Origin of the sequence: Actinomadura luzonensis (genome assembly GCF_022664455.2) — a bacterium.
Taxonomy (GTDB): Bacteria; Actinomycetota; Actinomycetes; order Streptosporangiales; family Streptosporangiaceae; genus Nonomuraea; species Nonomuraea luzonensis.
This window is the reverse complement of the sequence record NZ_JAKRKC020000001.1, coordinates 1,555,001-1,577,818: the sequence shown is the minus strand read 5'-3', so window position 1 is coordinate 1,577,818 and position 22,818 is coordinate 1,555,001. Positions and strand designations below refer to the sequence as shown.

At 71.6% G+C, this 22,818-nt stretch carries 22 protein-coding genes (1 of these 22 running past the window's edge); 10 read left to right on the top strand and 12 right to left on the bottom strand.

Annotated elements, in window-relative coordinates:
- Positions 1-163 precede the first annotated feature (163 nt).
- Positions 164-1,051, top strand: a complete 888-nt coding sequence (locus MF672_RS07465; protein WP_242380835.1) for a collagen-like domain-containing protein — start codon at positions 164-166, stop codon at positions 1,049-1,051.
- Between the two features lie 51 nt (positions 1,052-1,102).
- Here the strand turns inward: MF672_RS07465 and purL are convergent, their stop codons facing one another.
- The 4 genes from purL to purS form a co-directional block, all read right to left on the bottom strand.
- Positions 1,103-3,352 carry a phosphoribosylformylglycinamidine synthase subunit PurL gene (gene purL / locus MF672_RS07460; protein WP_242380834.1) on the bottom strand — a complete coding sequence of 750 codons (2,250 nt, stop codon included), beginning with the start codon at positions 3,350-3,352 and terminating at the stop codon, positions 1,103-1,105.
- Complete coding sequence (gene purQ, locus MF672_RS07455) at positions 3,349-4,029, bottom strand: phosphoribosylformylglycinamidine synthase subunit PurQ (RefSeq protein WP_242380833.1); 681 nt, start codon at positions 4,027-4,029, stop codon at positions 3,349-3,351. Before purQ ends, purL begins: the two co-directional genes overlap by 4 nt.
- A 119-nt stretch (positions 4,030-4,148) precedes the next feature.
- The gene (locus tag MF672_RS07450) at positions 4,149-4,586 is read right to left on the bottom strand and encodes an ATP-binding protein (RefSeq protein WP_242380832.1); all 438 of its coding nucleotides are present in this window, start codon (positions 4,584-4,586) and stop codon (positions 4,149-4,151) included.
- A 170-nt stretch (positions 4,587-4,756) separates the two neighbouring features.
- A complete protein-coding gene (purS, locus tag MF672_RS07445; RefSeq protein ID WP_242380831.1) occupies positions 4,757-5,002 on the bottom strand; it encodes a phosphoribosylformylglycinamidine synthase subunit PurS in 246 nt (81 codons plus the stop codon).
- 229 nt (positions 5,003-5,231) lie between these two features.
- Between purS and pdhA the strand changes: the two genes are divergently transcribed.
- The 4 genes from pdhA to MF672_RS07425 all read left to right on the top strand — a co-directional run bounded on the left by pdhA (position 5,232) and on the right by MF672_RS07425 (position 9,367).
- Entirely contained in the window at positions 5,232-6,329 is a 1,098-nt protein-coding gene (pdhA, locus tag MF672_RS07440) for a pyruvate dehydrogenase (acetyl-transferring) E1 component subunit alpha (RefSeq protein WP_242380830.1), read from the top strand.
- On the top strand, positions 6,326-7,306 hold the full coding sequence (locus MF672_RS07435) for an alpha-ketoacid dehydrogenase subunit beta (protein ID WP_242380829.1): 981 nt from the start codon (positions 6,326-6,328) through the stop codon (positions 7,304-7,306). The genes pdhA and MF672_RS07435 overlap by 4 nt, the downstream gene beginning before the upstream one ends.
- 12 nt (positions 7,307-7,318) lie before the next feature.
- Positions 7,319-8,872 (top strand): dihydrolipoamide acetyltransferase family protein, encoded by a 1,554-nt coding sequence (locus tag MF672_RS07430; protein ID WP_242380828.1) that lies wholly within the window; start codon positions 7,319-7,321, stop codon positions 8,870-8,872.
- 201 nt (positions 8,873-9,073) lie between these two features.
- On the top strand, positions 9,074-9,367 hold the full coding sequence (locus tag MF672_RS07425; protein WP_242380827.1) for a Dabb family protein: 294 nt from the start codon (positions 9,074-9,076) through the stop codon (positions 9,365-9,367).
- On the opposite strand, the gene MF672_RS07420 is transcribed toward MF672_RS07425, so the two are convergent.
- The 3 genes from MF672_RS07420 to MF672_RS07410 form a co-directional block, all read right to left on the bottom strand.
- Positions 9,364-9,588, bottom strand: a complete 225-nt coding sequence (locus tag MF672_RS07420; RefSeq protein ID WP_242380826.1) for a hypothetical protein — start codon at positions 9,586-9,588, stop codon at positions 9,364-9,366. The genes MF672_RS07425 and MF672_RS07420 overlap by 4 nt on opposite strands.
- Positions 9,589-9,659: 71 nt before the next feature.
- A complete protein-coding gene (locus MF672_RS07415; protein WP_242380825.1) occupies positions 9,660-10,598 on the bottom strand; it encodes an MBL fold metallo-hydrolase in 939 nt (312 codons plus the stop codon).
- 112 nt (positions 10,599-10,710) lie between these two features.
- Positions 10,711-12,516: an acyl-CoA dehydrogenase gene (locus MF672_RS07410; protein ID WP_242380824.1), complete on the bottom strand. Its 1,806-nt coding sequence runs from the start codon at positions 12,514-12,516 to the stop codon at positions 10,711-10,713.
- Positions 12,517-12,620: 104 nt separating this feature from the next.
- On the opposite strand from MF672_RS07410, the gene MF672_RS07405 reads away from it, so the two are divergent.
- On the top strand, positions 12,621-13,418 hold the full coding sequence (locus tag MF672_RS07405; protein ID WP_242380823.1) for a class I SAM-dependent methyltransferase: 798 nt from the start codon (positions 12,621-12,623) through the stop codon (positions 13,416-13,418).
- Positions 13,419-13,461: 43 nt separating this feature from the next.
- Positions 13,462-13,839, top strand: a complete 378-nt coding sequence (locus tag MF672_RS07400; RefSeq protein ID WP_242380822.1) for a VOC family protein — start codon at positions 13,462-13,464, stop codon at positions 13,837-13,839.
- A 15-nt stretch (positions 13,840-13,854) separates the two neighbouring features.
- Here MF672_RS07400 and MF672_RS07395 read toward each other — a convergent pair whose 3' ends face one another.
- On the bottom strand, positions 13,855-14,304 hold the full coding sequence (locus MF672_RS07395) for a hypothetical protein (RefSeq protein WP_242380821.1): 450 nt from the start codon (positions 14,302-14,304) through the stop codon (positions 13,855-13,857).
- Positions 14,305-14,379: 75 nt separating this feature from the next.
- On the opposite strand from MF672_RS07395, the gene MF672_RS07390 reads away from it, so the two are divergent.
- The gene (locus MF672_RS07390) at positions 14,380-14,859 is read left to right on the top strand and encodes a GNAT family N-acetyltransferase (protein ID WP_242380820.1); all 480 of its coding nucleotides are present in this window, start codon (positions 14,380-14,382) and stop codon (positions 14,857-14,859) included.
- Here MF672_RS07390 and MF672_RS07385 read toward each other — a convergent pair.
- Positions 14,846-15,385: a PadR family transcriptional regulator gene (locus tag MF672_RS07385; RefSeq protein WP_242380819.1), complete on the bottom strand. Its 540-nt coding sequence runs from the start codon at positions 15,383-15,385 to the stop codon at positions 14,846-14,848. The two genes, MF672_RS07390 and MF672_RS07385, sit on opposite strands and share 14 nt — an antisense overlap.
- A 70-nt stretch (positions 15,386-15,455) precedes the next feature.
- On the opposite strand from MF672_RS07385, the gene MF672_RS07380 reads away from it, so the two are divergent.
- On the top strand, positions 15,456-16,220 hold the full coding sequence (locus tag MF672_RS07380) for an alpha/beta fold hydrolase (RefSeq protein WP_242380818.1): 765 nt from the start codon (positions 15,456-15,458) through the stop codon (positions 16,218-16,220).
- Here MF672_RS07380 and MF672_RS07375 read toward each other — a convergent pair.
- Positions 16,198-18,213, bottom strand: coding sequence for a molybdopterin-containing oxidoreductase family protein (locus MF672_RS07375; protein ID WP_242380817.1), 2,016 nt, complete (start codon positions 18,211-18,213; stop codon positions 16,198-16,200). The two genes, MF672_RS07380 and MF672_RS07375, sit on opposite strands and share 23 nt — an antisense overlap.
- Positions 18,214-18,443: 230 nt before the next feature.
- On the opposite strand from MF672_RS07375, the gene MF672_RS07370 reads away from it, so the two are divergent.
- Positions 18,444-20,819 (top strand): lysylphosphatidylglycerol synthase transmembrane domain-containing protein, encoded by a 2,376-nt coding sequence (locus MF672_RS07370; protein WP_242380816.1) that lies wholly within the window; start codon positions 18,444-18,446, stop codon positions 20,817-20,819.
- On the opposite strand, the gene mgrA is transcribed toward MF672_RS07370, so the two are convergent.
- Positions 20,788-21,786, bottom strand: coding sequence for an L-glyceraldehyde 3-phosphate reductase (gene mgrA, locus MF672_RS07365; RefSeq protein ID WP_242380815.1), 999 nt, complete (start codon positions 21,784-21,786; stop codon positions 20,788-20,790). The genes MF672_RS07370 and mgrA overlap by 32 nt on opposite strands.
- Positions 21,783-22,818: the 3' end of a S9 family peptidase gene (locus MF672_RS07360; protein WP_242380814.1), read on the bottom strand. Its footprint extends 1,055 nt past the window's final position; the window shows 1,036 of its 2,091 coding nt (coding positions 1,056-2,091); its start codon lies beyond the right edge, outside the window; it ends in the stop codon at positions 21,783-21,785. Before MF672_RS07360 ends, mgrA begins: the two co-directional genes overlap by 4 nt.

Genomic DNA, 22,818 nt, shown 5'->3' with positions numbered 1-22,818 from the left:
TGCGTCGTTTTACTCACCAAGGTTACCGACAATCGGTCAAATCATCAGTAACAGAATGTTTCGTGACGAATACGTTATGTAGTTCCTGCCATCCCTTGGACCGTTTGAAACGTGTCTCTCATGCATCACTTCAGCACCATCTGGTTCCCCTGGAAGGAAAGCCGTGGCTATCAAGGTCCGCGGTGGGCGCACGCTCACCCTCGCCGCTGTCGGAGCGCTCGCCGCCTCGCTCCTCACCGTCGGTGGCGTCGCCACCGCCTCCTCGGCCTCAGGCCAGGTCACCGCCTGCGTGAACAAGAAGACGCGGTACGCCCGCATCGTGAACCCGACCACGAAGTGCCGCGTGACGGAGGTGCGCATCCTCATCGGCGGCGGCAGCGGCGAGGCCACCACCAACTCGGTGACCGTCGGCCCCAAGGGCGACACCGGCCCGCAGGGCCCGAAGGGCGACGCCGGGCCGCAGGGCCCGCAGGGCCGCCCCGGCAAGCAGGGCGCGGTCGGCCCGCAGGGCCCGAAGGGCGACACCGGTCCGCAGGGCCCGCAGGGCCCCAAGGGTGAGGACGGCAAGAACGGCCAGGACGGCAAGGACGGCCTCCCCGGCAAGAACGGCGAGCAGGGCCCGAAGGGCGACACCGGCCCCAAGGGCGACGCGGGCCCGCAGGGCCCCAAGGGCGCCGACGGCCGGGACGGCCGCAACGGCCGCGACGGCCAGGACGGCGAGGACGGCAAGAGCGCCTACGAGATCTGGCGCAGCCAGCCGGGCAACGGCAACAAGACCGTGGCCCAGTTCCTCGCCTCGCTCAAGGGCGAGAAGGGCGACAAGGGCGACCCCGGCACGGGCGGCGGCGGCACCACCGTCACCCCCGTCATCGTCAACAAGTCCTTCAGCGGCAAGGCCGGCTACGCCTCCTGCCCCGAGGGCAAGCTGCTCACCGGCGGCGGCTTCTCCTCGAACGTGAAGGCCGTCAAGAGCGCCCCGATGAACTCCAGCACCTGGTACGTCGAGCTCGACGGCAACGTCGGCGGCACCGCCACCGCCATCTGCATCTGACGCGGGAAAGGGCCGGTACGGAAGCCCGTACCGGCCCTTGCCGGGTGACCGTCAGCCGAACAACGCCGGCAGCGCCGCCCGGTGCGTCTCCCGCAGCTCCTCCACCGGCACCTCGAACACGCCCTCGACCACCAGCGACTCCCCGCCGGTGACCCCGAGCCCGTAGCACGGCACGTCGTGCCGCCCGCACAGCGAGGCGAACTCCTCGTAGGCCTCCGGCCGCACCACGACCAGCGCCCGCGCCGCCGACTCGCTGAACAGGTCGACGAACGGATCGCCGGTCAGCGCCACGCTCGCGCCCACACCCCGCGCCAGGCACGACTCGGCCAGCGCCACCGCGAGCCCGCCGTCGGACAGGTCGTGCGAGCCCTCCAGCAGCCCGCGCCGGGCCGCCTCCACCAGCACCGCGCCGAGCGCCTGCTCGGCCTCCAGGTCCGCCTGCGGCGGCAGCCCGCCGAGGTGGCGGTGCGCGACGTGCGCCCACTCCGACCCGCCGAGCTCCTCGCGCGTGTCGCCGAGCAGCACCACGCGAAGCCCCTCGGCGACGAACCCGGACGGCACCCGCCTCGCGACGTCCTCGATGACGCCGAGCACGCCCACGACCGGCGTCGGGTTGATGGCGGTCGCGCCCGTCTGGTTGTAGAAGGAGACGTTGCCGCCGGTGACCGGCACGCCGAGCGTTCGGCAGGCGTCGGCCAGGCCGCGCGTCGCCTCGGCGAACTGCCACATGACCTCGGGGTCCTCCGGCGAGCCGAAGTTGAGGCAGTTGGTGACGGCCAGCGGCCGCGCGCCGGTGACGGCCACGTTCCGGTACGCCTCGGACAGCGCGAGCTGCGCCCCCGCGTACGGGTCGAGCTTGGCGTAGCGGCCGTTGCCGTCGGTGGCGAGCGCGATGCCCCTGGTCGTCGGCTCGGCGCCGTCGATCGCCTCGGAGATGCGCAGCATGCCCGCGTCGGCCGGCTGGGCCAGCACGGTGTTGGAGCGGACGTAACGGTCGTACTGGTCGGTCACCCACTCCTTGGAGGCCAGGTTGGGGGAGCCGAGCAGCTTCAGCAGCGTCTCGCGCAGGTCGGCGGGCCGCTCCAGGCGGTCGGGGGTGTCGGCGTTGAGCGCGGACTGCCCGGCCGGCTCGTGGAACGGCCGCTCGTAGACCGGCCCGTCGTCGGCCGCCGTTCCCGGCGGGATGTCCACGATGACCTCGCCGTCCCACGTCATCACGAGGCGGCCGGTGTCGGTGACCTCGCCGATGACGGTGGCCGGGACGTCCCACTTGGCGCAGATCGCCATGAACGCCGGGATGTCGTCGGGCCGGACCACGGCCATCATGCGCTCCTGCGACTCGCTCATGAGGATCTCCTCGGGGCGGAGCGAGGGGTCGCGGAGCGGCACCAGGTTGAGGTCGACCGTCATGCCGCCGGTGCCCTTGGCGGCCAGCTCGGTCGTGGCGCAGGAGACGCCGGCCGCGCCGAGGTCCTGGATGCCGACGACGACGTCGGCCGCGTACAGCTCCAGGCAGCACTCGATGAGCAGCTTCTCCATGAACGGGTCGCCCACCTGCACGGCGGGCCGCTTGGCCTGCGACTCGTCCTCGAACGTGGCGCTGGCCAGCACGCTCGCGCCGCCGATGCCGTCGGGGCCGGTGGACGCGCCGAACAGCACGACCTTGTTGCCCGGGCCGGGCGCGGTGGCCAGCTTGATCTGGTCCTTGCGCAGCAGGCCCACGCACAGGGCGTTGACCAGCGGGTTGCCGAGGTAGCAGGGGTCGAAGACGACCTCGCCGCCGATGTTGGGCAGGCCCAGGCAGTTGCCGTAGCTGCTGATGCCCTCGACCACGCCGGGCAGCACGCGCCGGGTGTCGACGGCGTCGGCCGCGCCGAAGCGCAAGGAGTCCATGACGGCGATCGGGCGCGCGCCCATCGACATGATGTCGCGCACGATGCCGCCGACGCCGGTGGCCGCGCCCTGGTGCGGCTCGACGTACGACGGGTGGTTGTGCGACTCGATCTTGAACGTGGCCGCCCAGCCGTCGCCGATGTCCACGACGCCCGCGTTCTCGCCCATGCCGACCAGCAGCGCCTCCGACTTGGGAGCCTTGGTGGCGAACTGCCGCAGGTGCACCTTGGACGACTTGTAGGAGCAGTGCTCGGACCACATGACGCTGTAGATGGCCAGCTCGGCGCCGGTGGGGCGGCGGCCCAGGATCTGCTTGACCCGGTCGTACTCGTCCTGCTTCATGCCCAGCTCGGCGAAGGGCATCGGCTCGTCGGGCGTGCCGGCCGCCCGCTCAACCGTGTCGGTCATGCGTTCACCATGGCCTTGAGGATGGAGGTGAAGAAGCCGAGGCCGTCGGTGCTCGGCGCGCCGACCAGCTCCTCGACCGCGTGCTCGGGGTGCGGCATGAGGCCGACGACGTTGCCGGCGGCGTTGCTGATGCCGGCGATGTCGTTGAGCGAGCCGTTGGGGTTGCCGAGGTAGCGCACGACCACCTGGCCGTTCGCCTCCAGCTCGGCCACGGTCTCGGCGGAGGCGACGTAGCGGCCCTCGCCGTGCTTGATCGGCAGCGTGACCTCCTGGCCCTGCTCGAACGCGTTCGTCCAGGCGGTCGAGACGCGCTCCACGCGCAGCCGCTGGTCGCGGCAGACGTAGTGGAGCGAGGCGTTGCGCGTGAGCGCGCCGGGCAGCAGGTGCGCCTCGCACAGGATCTGGAAGCCGTTGCACGTGCCGATCACCGGCAAGCCGGCCCTGGCGGCCGGGATCAGCTCGTCCATCAGCGGCGCGAACCGCGAGATGGCGCCGCAGCGCAGGTAGTCGCCGTAGGAGAAGCCGCCGGGCAGGAACACGGCGTCCACTCCCTTCAGGTCGTGGTCGGCGTGCCACAGCGGAACCGCCTCGGCGCCCACGAGGCGCACGGCTCTGGCGGCGTCCTGGTCGTCGAGAGTTCCTGGAAACGTGACTACGCCCACACGGGCAGCGCTCATGACAGTCGTCCCCTCCGAGGAATGCGCGCGCGCACGCGCCACCGTCTCTACGGGGTGGACGGTGGTCTGCGGCGGTCTCCTCAGGGTATCGGGTGCGCTCAGATGCCCGGTATCCGCGGTCAGACGGCGGCGAGCTCCCGGGGACGGACTTCTGCCTCGTTCTCCCAGTCGAGCGATTTGCGCAGGTGGACGGTGGTGCCACGGCCGGGTGTGATGCCGAAGGAGATCTCGTCGACGACGCTGCGCATGATCAGCAGCCCGCGGCCGTTCTCGGTGTCAGGAGGGGGGAAGCCCGGCGGGATCGACGGCACCCCCGTGCCGTTGTCCGCCACCCGGACGTCGCACTGGCCGTAGCCGATCGACGCTGTCACCTCGTAGCGGTTGGCGGGCCCCCCGTGCCGAACCGCATTGGAGCACGCCTCGGAGACGGCGAGCAACATGTCGGCGATGCAGGTCTCGCTCACGTTGAGCGACCTCATGGCATCGCCGAGCACTCGCCTGACCATCGGTATGCCGATCGCATCCCGAGGCAGTGCCAACGAGAACTCAATATCCACCGGACTCCTCCGGGCGCCGGAATGTCACCTGGAGTAGATTTCCCTGTGAAAACGGGGCTAACCGCAAAATCACGTTGTTGTTATTCAGTGTTGGCAAGCCCGTGGCATTGTGGCACGTCAGAACCCGGCTTTGCGCACCCACGGTGAAAAAGGGACGCCAAATCTCCCTTCTACTCCTCAACCCGGACGGCGTAGTCCTCGATCACGGTGTTGGCCAGCAGCGTCTCGGCCATCTTGCGGACCTCCTGCAGCGCCGCGTCGTCGGCCGGCCCCTCCAGCTCGATCTCGAACCGCTTGCCCTGCCGGACGGCGGAGACGCCGGAGAAGCCGAGCCGGGGCAGCGCCCGCGCGATCGCCTGGCCCTGCGGGTCGAGGATCTCGGGCTTCAGCATGACGTCCACGATGACGCGCGCCACTGACTTCCTCCTGCGTGCGGTGGGGTTGGGAAAGCCAGCCTACCGGGGGCGTGTGGCTGACGGCACAACGGGAACGGGGAGGACATGGGGCTTGCGCGGAGGGCTGTGACGTCTGCCACGATGTCCCCAAAAGCGTACGAACCACCACCACATGGTTCCTCGCCGGTAAGGCTGGCCTAAGGTGGCAATCCCATCCAGACGACCGGCCCCGATCGCACAGGAGTGGCACGTGACCGTCGAAGCCTCTCGCGGTGCCCGCGACGAAGCACCTCCGGAGCTCGTCCAGCTGCTCACCCCCGAGGGGGAGCGGGTCGAGCACCCCGACTACGACCTCGACCTGACCCCGGAGGAGATCCGGTCGCTCTACCGCGACCTGGTGCTCGTCCGTCGCATCGACCTGGAGGCCGTCGCCCTGCAACGCCAGGGCGAGCTCGGCATCTGGGCCTCGCTGCTCGGCCAGGAGGCCGCCCAGATCGGCTCGGGCCGCGCCCTGACCGACTCCGACATGGCCTTCCCCACCTACCGCGAGCACGGCGTGGCCTGGTGCCGCGACGTCGACCCGGTCAAGCTGCTCGGCCTGTTCCGCGGCGTCAACCACGGCGGATGGGACCCCAAGGAGCACAACTTCCACCTCTACACGATCGTCATCGGCAGCCAGACCCTGCACGCCGTCGGCTACGCCATGGGCATCCAGCGCGACGACGCCACCGCCGCCACGATCGTCTACTTCGGCGACGGCGCCACCTCCCAGGGCGACGTGAACGAGTCGTTCATCTGGGCCAGCGTCTTCAACGCGCCGGTCGTGTTCTTCTGCCAGAACAACCAGTGGGCCATTTCCGAGCCGCTGGAGAAGCAGACCCGCATTCCGCTCTACCGCCGCGCCTCCGGCTTCGGGTTCCCGGGCATCAGGGTCGACGGCAACGACGTCTTCGCCTGCCTCGCGGTCACCCGCAAGGCGCTGGAGGCGGCGCGCACCGGCCAGGGGCCGACGCTCATCGAGGCGTTCACGTACCGGATGGGCGCCCACACCACGACCGACGACCCGACGCGCTACCGCGTGGCGAGCGAGCTGGAGGCGTGGAAGCTGAAGGACCCCATCGAGCGGGTCAAGGCCTACCTGTTCAAGAACGAGCTGGCCGACCAGGCGTTCTTCGACTCCGTCGACAAGGAGGCCGACCAGCTCGGCGCCGACCTGCGGCGGCGCTGCCTGGCCATGCCCGACCCCGAGCCGCTCGACATCTTCGACCACGTCTACCGCGAGCCCCACGCCCTGATCGACCAGGAGCGCGCCCAGTTCGCCGGGTATCTGGAGGGGTTCGAGAAGTGACCATACTGAGCTTGTCGAAGGCCCTGAACGAGGGCATGCGCAAAGCCATGGAGGACGACCCCAAGGTCCTCATCATGGGCGAGGACGTCGGCAAGCTGGGCGGCGTCTTCCGCGTCACCGACGGCCTGCAGAAGGACTTCGGCGAGGACCGCGTCATCGACACGCCGCTCGCCGAGTCCGGCATCATCGGCACCGCGATCGGGCTGGCGCTGCGCGGCTACCGGCCGGTGTGCGAGATCCAGTTCGACGGCTTCGTCTTCCCCGCCGCCGACCAGATCATCACCCAGCTCGCCAAGATGCCCATGCGCTCGCTCGGCGCGATCAAGCTGCCGGTCGTCGTCCGCATCCCCTGCGGCGGCGGCATCGGCGCGGTCGAGCACCACAGCGAGTCCCCCGAGGCGCACTTCACGCACACGGCCGGGCTGCGCGTCGTCGCCTGCTCCAACCCGGCCGACGCGTACACGATGATCCAGCAGGCGATCCGCAGCGACGACCCCGTGGTGTTCTTCGAGCCCAAGCGCCGCTACTGGGAGAAGGCCGACATCGACACCTCCTCCACCGACTGGTGGACGCCGCTGCACGCGGCCAAGGTGGTGCGGCCGGGCGCCGACGCGACGCTGCTGGCGTACGGGCCGATGGTGAAGACCTGCCTGGAGGCCGCGGCGGCGGCCGAGGACGACGGCCGCTCCCTGGAGGTCGTCGACCTGCGCTCGCTCAACCCGCTCGACGAGGCCGTGGTCATGGAGTCGGTACGGCGCACCGGCCGGGTCGTGGTCGTGCACGAGGCCCCGGTCTACAACGGCTTCGGCGCCGAGCTGGCCGCCCGCGTCACCGAGCAGTGCTTCTACCACCTGGAGGCCCCCGTCCTGCGGGTCGGCGGCTTCTCCACCCCCTACCCCCCGTCCAAGCTGGAGGAGCACTACCTGCCCGACCTGGACCGGGTGCTCGACGCCGTCGACCGGGCCTTCGGGTTCTAGGAAGGGGGGCACATGCGACGCGAGTTCAGGCTCCCCGACGTCGGGGAGGGCCTGACCGAGGCCGAGATCGTCCGCTGGCACGTCAAGGCGGGCGACGACGTCAAGGTCAACCAGATCGTGGTCGAGATCGAGACCGCCAAGTCGATCGTGGAGCTGCCCATCCCGTGGGACGGCGTGGTGGCCGGCCTGCTGGCGGACGAGGGCCAGACGGTGGACGTCGGCGTCCCGATCATCGCCGTCGACACGGAGCCGGCCGCGGGGGAGCCGGCCGGGGGTGAGCCGGCCGCGGGTGAGCCGGCGGGCGCCACCGCGGCGGCCGGGCCGGCCGCGCTGTCCCAGCCGGCCGACCGGGCGAAGGCCCTGGCCGACGACCTGGTGCCCAAGCCTCCGGCGGAGGGCGCCGTCGAGCCGGGCGCGCACGGCAGCCCCGCGCCGAAGGAGGAGCGCCAGGCGGTCCTGGTCGGCTACGGCGTCAAGACCGGAGCCACCAAGCGCCGCCCGCGCAAGGGCGCAACCGCCGCCACCGCCGCCACCGCCGCGATCCCGGCCACCCCGGTCGCCAACCCGAGGCGCGTGGAGGTGGACGGCGCCCCTGCCGCTGCCCCTGCCGCTGCCCCGGCTCCCGCGCCTCCGGCCCCCGCCGGGGGCGTGCCCGGCGCGATCTCCGTGCTGGCCAAGCCGCCCGTCCGCAAGCTGGCCAAGGACCTCGGCGTCGACCTCACCACGATCACCGGCACCGGCCCGCAGGGCTCGATCACCCGCGAGGACGTCCACGCGGCGGCCGCGACTCCGACGGCGGCACCGGCCGCGGCACCGGCGGAGGCGACTCCGGCCCCGCGAACAGCCACCGCGCCGGCCGCGCAGGCCCTGGAGGAGCGCGTCCCCGTCAAGGGCGTGCGCAAGATGATGGCCGCGGCCATGGTCTCCAGCGCCTACACGGCCCCGCACGTCACGGAGTTCCTCCAGATCGACGTGACCCGCACCATGGAGGCCGTCCAGCGCCTGCGCGCCCTGCCGGACTTCGCCGAGGTCAAGGTGAGCCCGCTGCTGCTGGTCGCCAAGGCCGTCCTGACGGCGGCCCGCCGCCACCCGATGATCAACTCCTCCTGGGACGAGCAGGCGCAGGAGATCGTCGTCAAGCACTACGTCAACCTCGGGATCGCCGCCGCGACCCCCCGGGGCCTGGTGGTGCCCAACGTCAAGGACGCCCACGCCCTCTCCCTGCCGGACCTGGCGCGGAGCCTGACCGAGCTGGCGGAGACCGCCCGCGCGGGCCGCACCCAGCCGGCCGACATGGCGGGCGGCACGATCACCATCACCAACGTCGGCGTGTTCGGCGTCGACACCGGCACGCCGATACTCAACCCGGGCGAGGCCGCGATCCTCGCCTTCGGCCAGGTACGCGACCTGCCGTGGGTGGTGGACGGCGAGCTGGCCGTCCGCAAGGTGACGACCCTGTCGCTGTCGTTCGACCACCGCATCGTGGACGGCGAGCTGGGCTCCCGCTTCCTGCGGGACGTCGGCGACATGCTGGAGGACCCGCTCCGGATCATGGCCTGGAGCTGAACAAGGGCCTGGAGCGCACGGAACGGCGGTGACCGCCGGGAGGACCCCTCCCCCGGCGGTCACCGCGGGCCCGGCGGAGAGCGCGTGAACCCTCCGGGGCGTGGCCCGTGCGGGGTGAGCCGCACGGTCGCCGTCACCCTCACCAGAGATCGGCCCCACCCGCTCTGATACACGCCTTTCCGCGGGCACTAGGGTTTCCCCATGATTCGCCACATCGTGCTGTTCACCTGGACCGACGACGCGACCGACGCGCAGAAGGAGACGGTGACCGCCGAGCTGCGCAAGCTGCCGGCCGCCATCCCGCAGCTCCGCTCCTACACCGTCGGCCCCGACGCCGGGATCAACCAGGGCAACCACGCCTACGCGGTGGTGGCCGACTTCGACAGCGTCGAGGACTACCTGGTCTACCGCGACCACCCGCAGCACCAGGCGGTCATCGCCGAGCACATCAAGCCGATCCTGGCCACCCGCGCCGCCGCGCAGCTCGAGGTCTAGATCTCCGGCGGGTTGTTCTCCCGGTGCATGAGCCGGTCATCGGACGTGCGGCCCCGCCTCGGGGCCAGCACGATGCTGAGCACCACGCCCACCCCGCCCACGATCATGAAGATGATCCCGATGACGTCCATGTGCACGCTTTTGCCGAACACGTCGGGCTCGATCGCGAACTTCAGGATGGCGCCGAGCGTGAGGAAGAAGATGCTGACCCCGACACCCATGACGAGCCTCCAGTAAACAACGGGTACGCCCACGGTCATACCCGGGTATCAACGATCACACCCGTCCCGTCTCACGCCAGGCACGACAGCGGCCGGCCACCGTTGTAGGCGATCATGTCGCCCACGGCGGCGGCCAGGTCGATCGGCGCGCCCGGCGGGTGACCGGCCAGCTCGGCGTAGGCGCGATGCAGGTTGCCCACGATGCGCTCGGCGTCGAGCAGCCGCCCCCACGGGCCGAGGTCGGTCTGCCGGGCGGCGTCGAGCGGCGACAGCCCCGCCTGCCGGCCGCGTCCGGCGGTCTCCAGCACGAACCGCAGATACCCTTCCACCTCATCGTAGGCCTCCGGCCCGCACACCTCGCCGTGCCCGGGCACGACGGTCTCGGCCCCCAGCTCCCGCAGCTGCGCGAGCGCGTCGATGGCGCCGGTGACCGAGCCCATGAGCACGAACGGGGTGCCGCCGTTGAAGACCAGGTCGCCGCAGAACAGCACGCGCCGCTCCGGGATCCACAGGTAGGAGTCGTTGGTGGTGTGGGCCGCGTGCCCGACGTGCCGGACCTCGCAGCGCAGCTCGTCGGAGTGCAGCGTGATCCGGTCGGTGAAGGTGAGGAACGGCGGCGCGAGCTCCAGCGCCCCCCACTCGACCTCGGCCGACCAGGCGGCGCGGTAGGCGGGCACCCCGTCGGCGAGGATCTGCGCGCGCACGCCCTCGTGCCCGACGATCGTCGCCTCCGGGAACAGCCAGTTGCCGAAGGTGTGGTCGCCGTGGTGGTGGGTGTTGACGAGCGTGGTGATCGGCCGTCCGCTGACCTTGCCGACGGCCTCGCGGAGCAGGCGGGTGCGGCGCTCGGTCGAGCAGGCGTCGACGCAGATCACGCCGCGCCGCCCGGCCAGGAAGCCGGTGTTGTTGATCCACCAGCTGCCGTCGGGCTGGATGTAGGCGTAGACGCCGTCGGAGACCTCTTCGACCCGCGGCGGCGGCAGGGGGTGATCGTGCGCGGTCGAGCTCATGCCCGCGAAGGTACCCGGCCGCCGCGCCCGGCGGGTGTGTCCTGGACGACAGAACGCCCGCACGAGGGCGGGCGTTCTGCCGGACTGCCGCGGGTGGCAGAGAGGGGAGGCCTCAGAAGGCCGCTTCGGGGAGCTCCATGAGCTCCTGGCCGGTGGAGTCGAGCACGCGCCGCTCGGCGGCCAGCCGGGGCAGCACGGTCTTGGCGAAGAACGAGGCCGCCGCGACCTTGCCCAGGTAGAACGGGTCCTCGCCCTCGGCCAGCCGGGCCAGCGCCACCTCGGCCTGGCGCAGCAGCAGCCAGCCGATGACCAGGTCGCCGAGCGACAGCAGCAGGCGGGTGGTGTTGAGGCCGACCTTGTAGACCTCCTCCGGCTTCTCCAGCGAGCCGAGCGCCCAGGTCGCCATGGTGTCGCCCATGGCCTTGACCTCGCCGGCGGCCTCGGCGAGCAGCGTGCGCTCCTCCTTCAGCCGCCCGTTGCCGGCCTCGGAGGCGGCGAAGGCGTTGATCTCGCCGAGCAGCGCGCCGACGGCGGCGCCCTGGTTGCGCAGGATCTTGCGGAAGAACAGGTCCATGCCCTGGATGGCGGTGGTGCCCTCGTACAGGGAGTCGATCTTGGCGTCCCTGATGTACTGCTCGATCGGGTAGTCCTGGAGGTAGCCGGAGCCGCCGAGGGTCTGGAGGGAGCGCGACAGCAGCTCGTACGACCGCTCGGAGCCGACGCCCTTGACCAGCGGCAGCAGCAGGTCGTTCATGGCGTGCGCGTGCTGGTCGCCGGGGTCGATCATGACGGCGTCCTGGAAGGTGGCCGTGTAGAGCACCAGGGCGCGCATGCCCTCGGCGTACGCCTTCTGCAGCATCAGCTCGCGGCGTACGTCGGGGTGGTGGGTGATGGCGACGCGCGGGGCGGTCTTGTCGGTCATCTTCGTCAGGTCCGCGCCCTGGACGCGGGACTTGGCGTACTCGAGGGCGTTGAGGTAGCCGGTCGAGAGGGTGGCGATGGCCTTGGTGCCGACCATCATGCGGGCGTGCTCGATGACCATGAACATCTGCTTGATGCCCTCGTGCACGTCGCCGACCAGCCAGCCGACCGCCGGGTGCTTCTCGCCGAAGGTCAGCTCGCAGGTGGTGGAGACCTTCAGGCCCATCTTCTTCTCGACGTTGGTGACGTAGACGCCGTTGCGCTCGCCGAGCTTGCCGGTCTCCAGGTCCACGTGGTACTTCGGCACCAGGAACATCGACAGGCCCTTGGTGCCGGCGCCGTGGCCCTCGGGGCGGGCCAGCACCAGGTGGAAGATGTTGTCGGCCATGTCGTGCTCGGCGCTGGTGATGAAGCGCTTGACGCCCTCGATGTGCCAGCTCCCGTCGGGCTGCGGCACCGCCTTCGTACGCCCCGCGCCCACGTCGGAGCCGGCGTCCGGCTCGGTCAGTACCATGGTGGCGCCCCAGTTGAGCTCGATGGCCCACTCCGCGAAGCGCTTCTGGTCCTCGTTGCCGAGCTTCCACAGGGTGTAGGCGAAGTTGGGGCCGGCGGCGTACATGTAGAGCGCGGGGTTCGCGCCGAGCACCATCTCCGCGGTCGCCCAGGCGAGGCTGCGGGGGATGCCGGGGCCGCCCAGCTCGGCCGGCAGGTCGAGGTGCGCCCAGCCGCCGTCCACCAGCGCCTTGAACGACTTCTTCACGCCCTCGGGCACGGTGACGGAGCTCGTCGCGGGGTCGAACACCGGCGGCTTCCTGTCGCCCTCCTCGAAGGAGTCGGCGAGCACGCCGGTCGCCAGCCTGTTGACCTCGTCGAGGATGCTGCGCGCGATGTCCTCGTCCACTTCCGCGAAGGGCCCTGTGCCGAGGATCTCACGTCGCCCGAACACCTCGAAGAGGTTGAACTCCAGGTCGCGCACATTGCTCTTGTAGTGGCCCATGGGCGTCGATCTCCTTGAACCGAGGGCGGGGTGTACTGACGAGTAACCTTACTCTGAAATGCTACCCGCGGGTAACCCCCGGCATGCATGGCATGCTCGTCCTCATGGACGCCGAAGAACTCGCCGCCCGGTGGCGGGAGCGACTGGAAGCCTGGGCCATCCCGGAGGAGATCCTCGCCCAGGCCCCCGCCGACCCGTGGAGCCATTCGCCGGAGCGGTTCGGCGCGCGCACCGACCGGGCGCTCAGCGAGCCGGACGACGGGCCCACCATGACCCGGCTGGTCGAGGCGCTGCCCGACGGCGGCACTGTCCTCGACGTGGGCTCCGGCCCCGGCGCGTCCTCGCTGCCGCTCGGCGAGCGCATCGGCCACCTGTACGCGGTGGACGCCTCGGCCCGCATGCTGGAAGGGCTCACGCTCCGGGCGGACAAGCTCGGGGTGCCGGTCACGACCATCCACGGCCGCTGGCCCGAGGTCGCCGAGCAGGCCCCGGTGGCCGACGTCGCGATCGCCGCCCACGTCGTCTACAACGTCCCGGACCTGGCGGGCTTCCTGCGCGCGCTCGACGCGCACACGCGCGGGCGGGTGGTGCTGGAGCTGCCGCACCGCCATCCGATGAGCTGGATGACGCCGCTCTGGCAGCACTTCCACGGCATCGACCGGCCGGTGCGGCCGGTCGCCGAGGACTGCGTGGCCCTGGCGGCGGCGCTCGGCTTCCCGGTGCGGGTGGAGGAGCGGGAGGCTCCCCTGGAACGTTTCAGCTCCCTGGAGGAGCTGGCGGCCAGCGCCTGCCGGCGGGCCTGCCTCGACCCGTCCAGGGCGGACGAGGTCGCCGAGACGGCCGCTGAGCTGGGCATGTGGCCGTTGCCGCGCGACCGCTGGGTGACCGTCTGGTGGGACTGAAACCGGTTTGACGTCCACGGTGGTGTCGGGTTGGGTGGACCGCATGATCGAGATCCACGCCGTCACCATCGACGCCCACGACCCCTACGCGATCGCGAGCTGGTGGAGCCAGGCCACCGGCCTGCCCCTCGGCGACGACGACCGGCCGGGCGACGACGAGGTGATGCTGCGCACCAAGCAGGACCCGTACCTGCTGTTCATCCGCGTCCCCGAGGGCAAGTCGGTCAAGAACCGCCTGCACTTCGACGTCAACGGCACCGACGGCCGCACCAGGGACCAGGAGGTCGAACGGCTCGTCGGGCTGGGCGCGACCATCGATGCGGATCGGCGCCAGCCCGACGGCACTGGTTGGGTGACGATGCTCGACCCCGAGGGCAACGAGTTCTGCGTGTGCCGCAGCCAGGCCGAGCGGGAGGCGTGACGGGACGAGCGGGGGTCACCGGGCCGAGCGGGCCCGGCCCTGCATCGTGAGCGTCAGGATGCCGGCGATCAGGTAGACCAGCGCGCCGTGCCACATGGCCTGCACGGCCGAGCCGAAGACCCCTTCGCCGTCCAGCACGAGCTGCACCGGGTAGTCCAGCACCGCGGTGATGGCCGCGGGCAGCAGCGAGAACTTCCACGGGTGGCGCAGCGACCACAGGCGCGCCTGGCGGGTGACCCGGTCGCCCTCCTCCGGCTTGGACACCGCGCCGATCGCGGCGATCAGCGCGAACAGGCTGATGCCGAGGCCCAGGGCCCACACCAGGTCGCCGCCGCCGGTGATCAGGCCCATGCCGTAGCTGGCCGCCGTCACGACGCCGCCGCCGATGGCCGCGGCCTTCCAAGGGGCTCCGCGAAGCGCGGCGCCCGAAAGCGAGACCTCATCGCGTCGACTGATTTCGTTCATGCATTCATGGTCCCTTTTGGGGCCCCTTGGGGGCATCGGGGACGGACCCTGAGCTGTCCCTGACATGATGCGTCCATGCCTGACGACGTGACCTCCATGCCTGATGACGTGACCTTCCGCCTGGCCCGCAGGGACGACGTGCCCGCGATCGTCGAGATGCTGGCCGACGACCCCCTCGGCGCGCGACGCGAGGGCGACCCCGGCGACCCGCGCTACCTGGCGGCCTTCGAGCGCATCGACGCCGACCCCTACGACGAGCTGATCGTGGCCGAGCGGGGCGGCAAGGTCGTGGGCACGATGCAGCTCACGTACCTGGCCGGGCTGTCGCGGCTGGGGGCCGAGCGCTGCCAGATCGAGGCGGTGCGCGTGCACGCCTCGACCCGGGGCCAGGGCATCGGCCGCCGCATGATCACCTGGGCGGTCGACCGGGCGCGCGAGCGCGGCTGCGCCATGGTGCAGCTCACCTCCGACAAGTCCCGCACCGACGCCCACCGCTTCTACGGCTCGCTCGGCTTCGCGGGCTCCCACGAGGGCTTCAAGCTCACGCTGAGCTGAGCTGCGCCAGCATCCATCTGCACCACTCCGCGCGGTGCCGCTCGTAGCCGAGGCCGCACCGCAGCGTCGCGTAGTTGCCGAACCGGGGGTCGCCGGGCGGGGGCGGCTCCCCGATGGCGGCCTCCTCCCGCTCGTAGGCGGCCAGGCGCTCCTCGTGCATCGCGAGCTGGTCGGCGAACATCCGCCGCAGCAGCCCCGGCTCGGCCAGCCACGACGCGAACGTCTTCAGCACCAGCTCGTCGCGCTCCGGCCGGGCGCGCGGCGGCTCGGTCACCCATTCCCGCAGCTCCGCCAGGCCCTCGGCGGTCAGGTGGTAGACCTTCTTGTCCTGCGGGCCGGGCCCGCGCTCGGTCTCGAAGCCGACCAGCCCGGCGGCGCGCAGCTTCTGCAGCTCGGCGTGGATCTGGCTGTGGCCGGCCGTCCAGAAGTAGCCCACCGGGCGGCGCATGGCCGCGGCGAGGTCGTACCCGGTGCGCTCGCCGCGGGCCAGCACGGCGAGGATCGCGAATCCCAGCGTTGAGGTCATCGTCGCCCCAGGATAGAGTGCCAGCCACTATGTCAGTTCAGACATAGCGGGGAAGCCGGAGGTGGCGGTCGTGCGCAGGTTGTCCTTGGCTGCGGCAGGGCTCGTGGCGGCACTGACCGCCTGCGGGGGCGGAGGCGGGGGCGGGGGCGGCGCGGGGGCCGCCCCCACTCCCGCGCCGGTCACCACCCCCGCGCCGGTCACCACCGCCTCGGCGCGGCCCGTGGCGACCGGCCCCAACGTCTCCGGCTGCTTCACCGAGGCCGACGGCACGATCTTCGAGTACGGCGGCGGCCTGCCCGGCGTCATCACGGGCACCGGCTCCACCGGCGTCGTCGTCACCTACGAGCGCCGCGGCAACGTCTGCACCTGGCGCCCGCTCGCCGACCGCCTGGTCGCCACCGGCTACCGCGTGCTCCTCTACGCCAGGAGCGCCGTCGCCGCCCCCGAGGACACCGCCGTCGCCATGGCGCGGCGCCTGGCCAAGGAGAAAGGCGTCAAGCGGGTGTTCCTGGTCGGCGGCTCGATCGGCGCGACCACCGCCGTCCCAGCGGCGCTGAAGCTCGGCCCGCGGAAGGTCGCCGGCGTGGTCGCCCTGTCAGGCGAGATCGCCCCCGAGGACGCGGCCAGGCTCACCGTCCCGCTGCTGCAGATCGGCAGCGAGCACGACGACTACGGCGGCCGCGAGGCGCTGGAGGCCGCCGCCGCCCAGGCCCCCGACGACGAGCTCCTGATCATCCCCGGCGCGCGCCTGCACGCCTCGGCCCTGCTCGGCAGCCCGCACGCCGCTCAGGTGCTGGACGCGATCGAGACCTTCATGAACCGGCACAAGGGCTGACCTCGACCAGGTTGTCGTGGAAGCCCGGCCCCCTGCCCATGTCGCCGTCCCGCTCGGCCACGACCGCGTTGGCGTTCGAGCCGCCCGGGCTGAGCTTCGGCCAGCGGCCCTTGGGCGAGGCCACGACCCCGGCCGCCACCCGGTCGCTGATCTCCACGTCGGCCAGGAACTCGCCGCCGTCGTTGTGCACGCGCACCCGCTGCCCGTCCACCAGCCCGCGCGCCGCCGCGTCGGCCGGGTTGACCAGCACCACCGGGTCCTTCGCCCGCCGCCGCAGCTCCGCGTTGTTGCCGAACGTCGTGTTGAGGAACGTGTGCGCGGCGGGCGTCACCAGCGTCAGCTTGTACGGCGAGCCCTCCGCCGCCAGCGTCGCGTGCGACGGCACGTACGCCTGCCCGGCCCGCGGGAAGCGCATCCGGCCCGACCGCGTCGGGAACCCGTCGGCGAAGGGCAGGAACGGCTTGGGATAGTTCATCCGCACCCACCCCTCCTTGCGTAGCCGGTCGAGCGTCACGCCCTCCAGCGACGGATGCCCGCCGGCCAGCAACTGCTCGGCCAGCTCCAGGTCCGAGTCGTACAGGGACGGCTCGCTCAGCCCCATGTGCCTGGCCAGCCGCCGGAAGGTCTCCGTCGTGGACAGGCACTCGCCCGGCGGCTCCACCGCGGCCTCGTTCCACAGCAGGTACAGGTGGCCGTAGCCGGCGTGCAGGTCGTGGTGCTCGGTCTGCATGGTGGCCGGCAGCACCAGGTCGGCGTAGTCCACGGTGTCGGTCGGGAAGTGCTCCATCACCACCGTGAACAGGTCCTCGCGGGCGAGCTGCCGCCGGATCGCGTTCGCGTCGGGGGTCGAGCCGAGCGGGTTGGCCGCGTACACCCACAGGCACTTCACGTCGTCGAGCTGCGAGGCCAGCTTCGTCATGACCAGCGTCCGCACCGGCCTGGCCAGCAGGTCGTCGCGGGTGTCGATGTTCAGGTGCACGTGGCCGCTGGTCGAGTACGCCACCCCGCCCCCGGGCAGCCGCCAGTCGCCGGTGACGGCCGGGATCGCGGCGATCGTGCGCATCGCCGTGCCGCCGCCCGCGTGCCGCTGGATGCCCATCGTGGCCCTGATCCCGGTCGGCCGGGTGTGCGCCAGCCGCATCCCCAGCCTGTGGATGTCGGCCGCCGGGATGCCGGTGATCCCGCTCACCTTGTCCACCGGGTGCGCCAGGATCTCCTCCCGGAACTCCGCCCAGCCCTCGGTGTGCTCGGCCAGGTACGCCTCGTCCTGCGCGCCCTCGGCCAGCACCACGTTGAGCAGGCCGAGCGCGAGCGCCGCGTCCGTCCCCGGCCGGATGGCCAGGTGCTCGTCGGCCTGGTCGGCGGTGCGGGTGCGGATCGGGTCGACGGCGACCACGTGCGCCCCGGCCGCCCGCGCGTCCTGGATGAACTTCCACAGGTGGTGGCCGCTGGTCAGCGTGTTGGTGCCCCAGAGCAGGATCAGCCGGGAGGAGGCGAAGTCCTCGGGGTCCATGCCGCCCGCGGTGCCGTTCGCCCGGAACAGACCGCTGCTGCCGGCCGCCGAGCAGATGTTCAGCCAGTGCTTCGACGCGCCCAGCACGTTCCAGAACCGCCGGCCCGCCACGCCCTCGCAGCCCTGGAGGTAGCCGAGCGTCCCGGTGCCGAGATAGGGCCAGATCGCCTCGCCGCCGTGCTCGGCCACGATGGCGCGCAGCCGGGTGGCGATCTCCTCCAGCGCCTCGTCCCACGTGATGCGCTCGAAGCGCCCCGAGCCCTTCGGGCCGACCCGGCGCATGGGGTGCAGGATGCGGTCGGGCGCCCGCGTGTGCTCCAGATAACGATTGACCTTCACGCACAGCGCGCCCCGCGTGTACGGCTGGTCCGGGTTGCCGCGCAGCTTGACGGCCTCACCGTCCCGCACTGTCACGACCCAGGAGCAGGTGTCCGGGCAGTCCAGCGGACACGCCCCGAGAACCGTCAATTCACCCGACATGGGACACAGCCTATGTCGGGGCATGAAAGATGAACTGCTGGAGCCCCACCGTGTAGCCTGCCTGCGCGGACATCACCCGCCGGACGGGACGGCGGCGACCGCGAGTTGCGAAACGGGGACACTGGACACCGGAGATCGTACGGTCCGGCCGGGAAGGTGCAGAATCACTGACGGTGGCCGAAATCAGGGAACGAGATGACACGGGGGACCTCACGGAGGGGGATCCGGCCGTGGGTGAGTCACGCGCGGACAACGACGTGTACGTCGTCGAGCCGCTGCTGCCCCAGCGCCTGCGCCGGCCCTCCGACCTGCTGCGCTTCTTCGCCACGCTCGCGGTGCTGGCCGCGGTCGTGCTGCTCGCCCTGGTCGCCAAGCAGACGCTCATCGGCCTGGAGCAGGACGTCAAGCAGGGCGCCGAGCTCGTCCCGCTGCTGAGCCGCATCGCCGCCTTCCTCGGCGGCGCCGCCGTGCTCGTGGTGCCCGCCGCGTTCGCCGTCGAGCGGGTCTTCCACCGCGACGGCCTCCGGGTCGCCGAAGGGCTCATCGCCGCCATCGTCGGCATGGCCGGCTCGTTCCTGGTCGGCCAGTGGCTGGTCGCCGGCAGCGCCGAGGACCTCCGCGTGCTGCTCACCGGCAACCGCGACATCGAGCCCATCAACACCCTGCTCACCTCGGTCATCGCCTACGCCACCGCGGTCCGCATCTCCCGCCGCCCCACCTGGCGCATGCTGATGTGGACCACGATCGCGCTCTACATCCTCGCCTTCTTCTCCGGCCGCCAGATCACGCTGCCCAGCGCCATCGTCACCGTCCTCGTCGGCATGGCCATCGGCTACGCCACCCTGTACGGCGTCGGCAGCCCCAACACCAGGCCGCCCGGCAGCGCCGTGGTGGCCGCGCTGCGCAAGCTGTCGTTCCAGGTCGTCTCGGCCCGCCGCATCGAGGACGACCACCAGGGCAGCCGCCGTTACGCCATCGGCCTGAAGGACGGCACCAGCCTCGACGTCACCGTCCTCGACCGGGACCGGCAGGTGGCCGGGCTGCCGTACCGGCTGTGGCGGCGCATCAGGCTCAACTCCGAGACCCGCCGCCGCGCCATCCGCTCCCTGCGCGCCGAGCTGGAGCGCGAGGCCCTCATGTCGTACGCGGGCCAGGCCGCCGGCGCCAGCACCCCGCGCCTGCTCGGCACCAGCGAGATCGGCACCGAGGCGGCGCTGCTCGCCTACGAGCACATCGAGACCCGCCCGCTCGACGAGATCCCCGACACCGAGATCGACGACGCCCTGCTGCACCAGATCTGGGAGCAGGTCGAGCTGCTGCAGATCCAGCGCCTGGCGCACCGCCGCCTCACCGGCGACGGCATCCACCTCGACCGGGCCGGCCGGGTCGTGCTCACCGACGCCCGCAGCGGCGAGATCGCCGCCGGCGACCTGCTGCTGCGCATCGACGTCGCCCAGCTCCTCACCTACCTCGCGCTCCGCGTCGGCCCCGAGCGCTCGGTCCGCGCGGCCGCCGCCGTGATGGGCCCCGACGTGCTGGCCGCCGCCATGCCGCTGCTCCAGCGCATCGCGCTGACCCGCGAGACCCGCTCGGCCCTCGGCAAGGCCAAGCAGGTGCTGCCCGGCATCCGCGAGCAGATCGTCGCGCTCAAGCCGCAGGGCAAGGTCGAGGAGGTCCGGCTCGAACGCTTCCGTCCGCGCACGCTCGTCACCATCATCGCCAGCGCGATCGCCGCCTACTTCCTGCTCTCCCAGCTCAGCCAGGTCAACCTCTACCAGGTGGTCACCACCGCCAACTGGGCGTGGTCGGTGCTGGCGCTCGCCGCCTCGTTCGTCAGCTTCGTGGCCGCCGCGCTCATGCTGCGCGGCTTCGTGCCCGAGCCGCTGCCGCTGTGGCGGACCGTGCTGGTGCAGTTCGCGTCCTCGTTCGTCAAGCTCGTCGCGCCCGCCGCCGTCGGCGGCGTCGCGATCAACACCCGCTATCTGCAAAAACGCGGCATCGCCCCGGGCAGCGCGGTGGCCAGCGTCGGCGCCTCCCAGCTCATCATGCTGGTCTTCCACATCGCGCTGCTGCTGCTGTTCGCCTACATCACCGGCTCCAACACCGCCACCTCCTTCACCCCGTCGCGCGGGCTGGTGCTGGTGCTGCTGGTGGTGGCGCTGCTGGTCGTCGTCGTGCTGGGCGTGCCGCCGCTGCGCAGGCTCGTCACCTCACGGCTGCGCAGGCTGTTCTCGAACGTGCTGCCACGCCTGCTCGACGTGCTCCAGTCGCCGCGCAAGATGATCGAGGCGTGCGCAGGCACCCTCATGATCACGATCGCGTTCGTGGTGTGCCTGGACGCCTGCGTGGCGGCCTTCGGCGGCGAGCTCAGCTTCACCGCCGTCGCCGTCGTCTACCTCACGGCCAACGCCATCGGCTCGGCCGCGCCCACGCCGGGCGGCCTGGGCGCGGTCGAGGGCGCGCTGGCCCTGGGCCTGACCGTGGCCGGGCTGCCGGCCGAGCTCGCCACCTCGGCCGTGCTGCTGCACCGGCTGCTCACGTTCTGGCTGCCGGTGCTGCCCGGCTGGGCCTCCTTCACCTACCTCCAGCGGCACGAGGCCCTGTGATCTTGTCTATCGCCTCGAGCTCGTCCTCGGTGAAGTCGGGGCCGTCCACGCAGGCCACGTTGTCCTCCAGCTGCCGCACGCTGCTCGCCCCGATGAGCACGCTCGTCACCCGCGGGTCCCGCAGCGTCCACGACAACGCCATCTGCGCCAGCGTCTGCCCGCGGCCCCGCGCGATCTCGCCGAGGTCGCGCGCGAGGTCCCGGTCGATCCGGTCCGCGCTGAGGAAGCGGCTGGTGGCCGCCCGCGAGTCGGCCGGCACGCCCTCCAGGTAGCGGTCGGTCAGCAGCCCCTGCGCCAGCGGCGAGAACACGATGCACCCCATGCCCGCCTCCTCCAGCGCGTCCAGCAGCCCGTCCTCGATCCACCGGTTGATCATCGAGTACGACGGCTGGTGGATGAGCAGCGGCGTGCCCAGCTCACGCATGATCCGCGCGGCCTGCGTCGTCTGCTCGGCGGAGTAGTTGGAGATGCCCGCGTACAGCGCCTTGCCGGAGCGCACCGCCCGGTCCAGCGCCCCCATGGTCTCCTCCAGCGGCGTGTCCGGGTCGGGCCGGTGGCTGTAGAAGATGTCCACGTAGTCGAGGCCCATGCGGGCGAGCGACTGGTCGAGGCTGGCCAGCAGGTACTTGCGCGAGCCCCACTCGCCGTACGGGCCGGGCCACATGTCGTACCCGGCCTTGGTGGAGATGACCAGCTCGTCCCGGTACGGCAGGAAGTCCTCGCGCAGGACGCGGCCGAAGTTCCGCTCCGCCGAGCCGTACGGCACGCCGTAGTTGTTGGCCAGGTCGAAGTGCGTCACCCCGAGGTCGAACGCCCGCCGCAGGATCGCCCGCGAGTTCTCGACCGGCCGGTCGTCGCCGAAGTTGTGCCAGAGCCCCAGCGACACCGCCGGCAGCCGCAGCCCGCTGCGCCCGCTGCGGTTGTACGGCTGGCGCTCGTAGCGCCGCTCGTCCGCCTGATAGGTCATGACGTGCCCCTTTCGATGATCCAGGACAGCGCGAACGCCTCCTCGCGCCAGGCGTCGTAGCGCCCGCTGCGCCCGCCGTGGCCGGCCCCCATCTCCGTCTTCAGCAGGAACGGGCCGCCCCGCGCGGTCGCCCGCAGCCGCGCGATCCACTTGGCCGGCTCGTGGTAGAGGACGCGGGTGTCGTTCAGGCTGGTGATCGCCAGGATCGGCGGGTACGGCCGGCCGTCCACGTTCTCGTACGGCGTGTAGCTCTTCATGTAGGCGTACACGTCGGGGTCGTGCAGCGGGTCGCCCCACTCGTCCCACTCGATCACCGTCAGCGGCAGCGACGGGTCGAGGATCGTGTTGAGCGCGTCCACGAACGGCACCTCGGCCACCACGCCCGCGAACTCCTCCGGCGCCAGGTTCGTCACCGCGCCCATCAGCAGCCCGCCGGCCGAGCCGCCCCGCGCGATGATCCGCTCGCTCCAGCCGGACGCCTTCAGGTGCCTGGCCGCCGCCACGAAGTCGGTGAACGTGTTCCGCTTCCTGGTCAGCTTGCCCTCCTCGTACCAGCGCCGGCCCATCTCGCCGCCGCCCCTGACGTGCGCGACGGCGAAGACGAACCCGCGGTCGAGCAGCGACAACCGGGGCACCGAGAAGCCCGGGTCGATGGAGGTCTCGTAGCTGCCGTAGCCGTAGAGCAGGGTCGGCGCGGGCCTCGCGGCGTCCTTGCGCTTGACGATCGAGATCGGCACCTTCGTGCCGTCCTCGGCCGTCGCCCACTCGCGGAACTGCTCGTAGTCCTCCGGGTCGTAGCCGCCCAGCACCGGGCGCCGCCTCAGCAGGATCAGCTCGTGGGTGTCGAGCTCGTAGTCGTACACGCTGGGCGGGGTGACCATGCTCGTGTACGCCAGCCGCAGCCGGGTCGTGGTGAACATGGGGTTGCCGGCCGGGCCGACGTCGTACAGCGGCTCGGGGAAGTCGATCTCGTACGCGTTCCGCTCGGCCGCCTCGGCCCGCTCCCGCCAGCCCTGGCCCGCGGCCGGGTAG

Bases quoted from the DNA above. Each gene is read 5' to 3' on its own strand.
- MF672_RS07385 (WP_242380819.1), bottom strand. From the start codon at position 15,385: ATGACCTCAACGCTGGGATTCGCGATCCTCGCCGTGCTGGCCCGCGGC.
- MF672_RS07390 (WP_242380820.1), top strand. From the start codon at position 14,380: ATGCCTGACGACGTGACCTCCATGCCTGATGACGTGACCTTCCGCCTG.
- MF672_RS07425 (WP_242380827.1), top strand. From the start codon at position 9,074: ATGATTCGCCACATCGTGCTGTTCACCTGGACCGACGACGCGACCGAC.
- purL (WP_242380834.1), bottom strand. From the start codon at position 3,352: ATGACCGACACGGTTGAGCGGGCGGCCGGCACGCCCGACGAGCCGATG.
- MF672_RS07410 (WP_242380824.1), bottom strand. From the start codon at position 12,516: ATGGGCCACTACAAGAGCAATGTGCGCGACCTGGAGTTCAACCTCTTC.
- purQ (WP_242380833.1), bottom strand. From the start codon at position 4,029: ATGAGCGCTGCCCGTGTGGGCGTAGTCACGTTTCCAGGAACTCTCGAC.
- mgrA (WP_242380815.1), bottom strand. From the start codon at position 21,786: ATGACCTATCAGGCGGACGAGCGGCGCTACGAGCGCCAGCCGTACAAC.
- MF672_RS07405 (WP_242380823.1), top strand. From the start codon at position 12,621: ATGGACGCCGAAGAACTCGCCGCCCGGTGGCGGGAGCGACTGGAAGCC.
- MF672_RS07420 (WP_242380826.1), bottom strand. From the start codon at position 9,588: ATGGGTGTCGGGGTCAGCATCTTCTTCCTCACGCTCGGCGCCATCCTG.
- MF672_RS07415 (WP_242380825.1), bottom strand. From the start codon at position 10,598: ATGAGCTCGACCGCGCACGATCACCCCCTGCCGCCGCCGCGGGTCGAA.
- MF672_RS07395 (WP_242380821.1), bottom strand. From the start codon at position 14,304: ATGAACGAAATCAGTCGACGCGATGAGGTCTCGCTTTCGGGCGCCGCG.
- MF672_RS07400 (WP_242380822.1), top strand. From the start codon at position 13,462: ATGATCGAGATCCACGCCGTCACCATCGACGCCCACGACCCCTACGCG.
- MF672_RS07375 (WP_242380817.1), bottom strand. From the start codon at position 18,213: ATGTCGGGTGAATTGACGGTTCTCGGGGCGTGTCCGCTGGACTGCCCG.
- MF672_RS07430 (WP_242380828.1), top strand. From the start codon at position 7,319: ATGCGACGCGAGTTCAGGCTCCCCGACGTCGGGGAGGGCCTGACCGAG.